This window comes from Nitrospirota bacterium, from assembly GCA_016214385.1.
Taxonomy (GTDB): domain Bacteria; phylum Nitrospirota; class Thermodesulfovibrionia; order UBA6902; family JACROP01; genus JACROP01.
Genome location: JACROP010000114.1, coordinates 1 through 3,243, shown reverse-complemented (window position 1 = coordinate 3,243; position 3,243 = coordinate 1). Strand labels below are relative to the sequence as shown.

At 44.4% G+C, this 3,243-nt stretch carries 3 protein-coding genes; 1 reads left to right on the top strand and 2 read right to left on the bottom strand.

All coding sequences use genetic code 11. The annotated features are described in order from the left end of the window. A partial coding sequence (locus HZC12_07275; protein ID MBI5026514.1) for an endonuclease/exonuclease/phosphatase family protein occupies positions 1–509 on the top strand: 509 nt, incomplete at its 5' end. A 40-nt stretch (positions 510–549) separates the two neighbouring features. Here HZC12_07275 and HZC12_07270 read toward each other — a convergent pair. Further along, on the bottom strand, positions 550–2,082 hold the full coding sequence (locus HZC12_07270; protein MBI5026513.1) for a YifB family Mg chelatase-like AAA ATPase: 1,533 nt from the start codon (positions 2,080–2,082) through the stop codon (positions 550–552). Continuing rightward, entirely contained in the window at positions 2,072–2,887 is an 816-nt protein-coding gene (gene trpC / locus HZC12_07265; protein MBI5026512.1) for an indole-3-glycerol phosphate synthase TrpC, read from the bottom strand. Before trpC ends, HZC12_07270 begins: the two co-directional genes overlap by 11 nt. Positions 2,888–3,243 lie beyond the last annotated feature (356 nt).

Here is a 3,243-nt window from a genome sequence, read left to right as displayed (position 1 = left end):
TTTTTAGCACAAATCTCCTGGATGTGCCTTTAAGCATAGGGGGAAGGATTGTGCATGGAATCCTTCTTCATGCCTCCATACCTGTGAGGGGCTTTTTAAACAGGGAAAGGAATGGAGATCAGTTGAACTTTCTAAACGAGTACATAAGTGGAGGGGAGCTTCCTGGTGTGGAGCCCTTTAAGGTCGTGGAGCCCTTTGTCGTGATAGGCGACTTGAATGCAGACCCTGAAAGGGGAGAGGGCATAAGGGAAGCCATAAAGGGGCTTCTTGCAAACCCGGCCCTCAACGGCCTTGTGCCTTCAAGGCCTACGTTCCTTGAAGGGGGAGGGGTAGAGGCATCGCCTCTGGACACCGAAGACTTCAGCCTGAAGCTCGATTACATCCTGCCTTCCCGTGACTTCATTGTCCTAAAGCAGGGGGTCTTCTGGCCTGAGGATGCAGACTGGTGGAAGCTCGCACGTCTCGCCTCAGATCATTTTTTTATTTATGTGGATTGTTTGCTGGTTTAGGTAAGAGTTTATGGAATAAGCACTTTGCCGAACAAAAATTTTAAAACATCCCCCTATCAAGTGTCCTGTATTGTATGGCCTCTGAGACATGATGGGGCTGGATGTCAGCGGAGCTTTCCAGGTCTGCAATTGTTCTGGAGACCTTTAAAATCCTTGTGTATGCCCTTGCGCTCAGGCCGAGTTTGTTCATTGCCATTTCTATAATACTCTGGGCCTCTGGCTTAAGGGAGCAATGTTTTTTTATGTGTTTTGAACGCATCTTGGCATTGGAATAGATACCGTCTTTTTTAAATCTTTCAAGCTGAATGCCTCTTGCCCTCTGAACTCTGTTGCGGATGTCTACTGAAGGCTCACCGCAGAAATCTTTTGAAAGCTCTTTGTAAGGCACAGCAGGGACTTCTATGTGTATGTCTATTCTGTCTAATAGTGGCCCTGATACCCTGTGTCTGTAACGGTGTATCTGTGAAGGAGTGCATGTACATTGATGGCGGCTGTCACCGAGGAATCCGCATGGACATGGGTTCATAGCACAGACGAGCATTATGGATGCAGGGTAGGTGATTGAGCTTATTGCCCTTGAGATAGTTACATGGCTGTCTTCTATGGGCTGTCTGAGGACTTCAAGGACATTTCTTTTAAACTCCGGAAGCTCATCAAGAAATAAAACTCCATTATGGGCAAGGCTTACCTCACCTGGCTTTGGTATCTGGCCTCCTCCAACCATGGCTACATCGGATAATGTGTGGTGCGGAGAACGGAATGGCCTTGTTGCAATAAGGGGCTGGCCGTGCTTTAAGATGCCAATTATGCTGTGAATCCTCGTTGTTTCAAGGGCCTCCTCAAATGTCATATCAGGCAGTATAGTTGGAATCCTTTTGGCAAGCATTGTCTTTCCTGAACCAGGAGGGCCTATCATCAGGACATTGTGGCCTCCTACTGCTGCAACCTCGAGTGCCCTTTTAACATGCTCCTGACCTTTTACATCCTGAAAGTCGTCCTGGTAGATGGAGTGCTCTTTCATGATGGATGAAATGTCAGTCTCGGTTGGCTGTATTGTATTGGCCCCCCTGAAAAATTCTATCAACTCAGGCAGACTCTTAAATCCATACACAGGGATGCCTTTTACTACAGCAGCTTCCCTGGCGTTTTCAGCCGGAAGGATAACTCCTTTTACTCCCATCTGCATTGCAGTGATTGCCATTGAAAGTGCCCCTTTCACAGGCTTTATTCTTCCGTCGAGGGATAGTTCTCCTGTAATCATATATCCATCAACTGCATGAGGTTCAATTATGCCCTCGGCTACAGTAATGCCAATTGCAATGGGCAGGTCAAAGGATGAGCCCTCTTTTTTTATGTCTGCTGGCGCAAGGTTTACTGTTATCTGTTTGAGAGGGAAATTAAAGCCTGTGTTTTTGAGTGCTGCCCTTACCCTGTCTTTGCTCTCCTTGACTGCGGTATCAGGTAAGCCGACTGTTGAAAAGTGTGGAAGCCCTCTCGCTGTAATATCAACCTCTACATCGACGTGGTAGGCATCGATTCCAATCAGGGCAGCGCTGATAATCTTAGAGAGCACTTTGCCTCCCTGGTCGCAACGACCTGCCCAGCAGCTCATCTATTTTCAAGCCTATGTCCCCTGCCTCCATCAATGCTGTCCCTATAAGTATTGCATCAACCCCTGTCTCTTCAAGTCTTATGACGTCCTGCCTTGTCTTTATCCCGCTTTCGCTAACAACTGTCTTTTCTTTTGGTATCTCTTTAATGAGTTTGGTTGTTGTGTTAATATCTATCTCCATGGTCTTTAAGTCCCTGTTGTTTATCCCGATTATTTCTGCCCCTGAGTAAAGTGCTGTATCGAGTTCTTCAGGGTCATGGACCTCAACAAGACAGTCAAGTGAAAGCTCTCTGGAAAGACTCATAAGGTCTATAAGCTGATATTTATCAAGGGCTGCCACAATCAACAGGATTGCGTCAGCACAATATGCTCTGGATTCGTAAACCTGATAGTCCTCGATTATGAAGTCTTTTCTTAAAAGAGGCCTCTGCGTGACCTTTCTTATTTCTTCAATATATTCAAGCTTTCCTTTAAAATAATGTTCTTCTGTAAGGACTGATATTGCATTGGCCCCCTTTTCTTCATATATGGATGCAATTTTCAGAGGGTCAAAGTCCTGCCTTATTATGCCCCTGGATGGCGATGCCTTTTTGATTTCAGCGATGAGCCTTATGGGTTGTGTTTGCTCTCTCCTTATAGATGCCCTGAAAGGTCTCGATGGCGGCAGGTCCTTTATCCTTGCCTTTAAATCTCGGATAGGAAGCAGGGTTTTTCTATGCCTTAATTCTTCTTTCTTGTGACTTAAAATATCATCGAGTATCCCCATACAGCTAAGATTCTAAGGAAAGACGCACCTTTTTTCAAGGCAATGTATAAGTTAAAGACATTTACGACATTCCTCTCTACGAGTCATCGACCATTTAGGAATCAGATATTCTAAAGGACTCTTCAAGCAATCTATTTTAAATACATCACATATCACGCCAGGATAAACAGGCCGCATGAGGTGTTTAGTTATGGAATGTATTTATATTTGGTAATTATAAAAGATTTGGCACAAAACTGCATATATTTTGAACCAATAAAGTGAATATATTTTTATGGCTATTCTTATATCTGAATTCCATTTCTTTCAGATAGAAAGGGAATTTTTCTTTTGATATACCATGAATCTTTATAAGC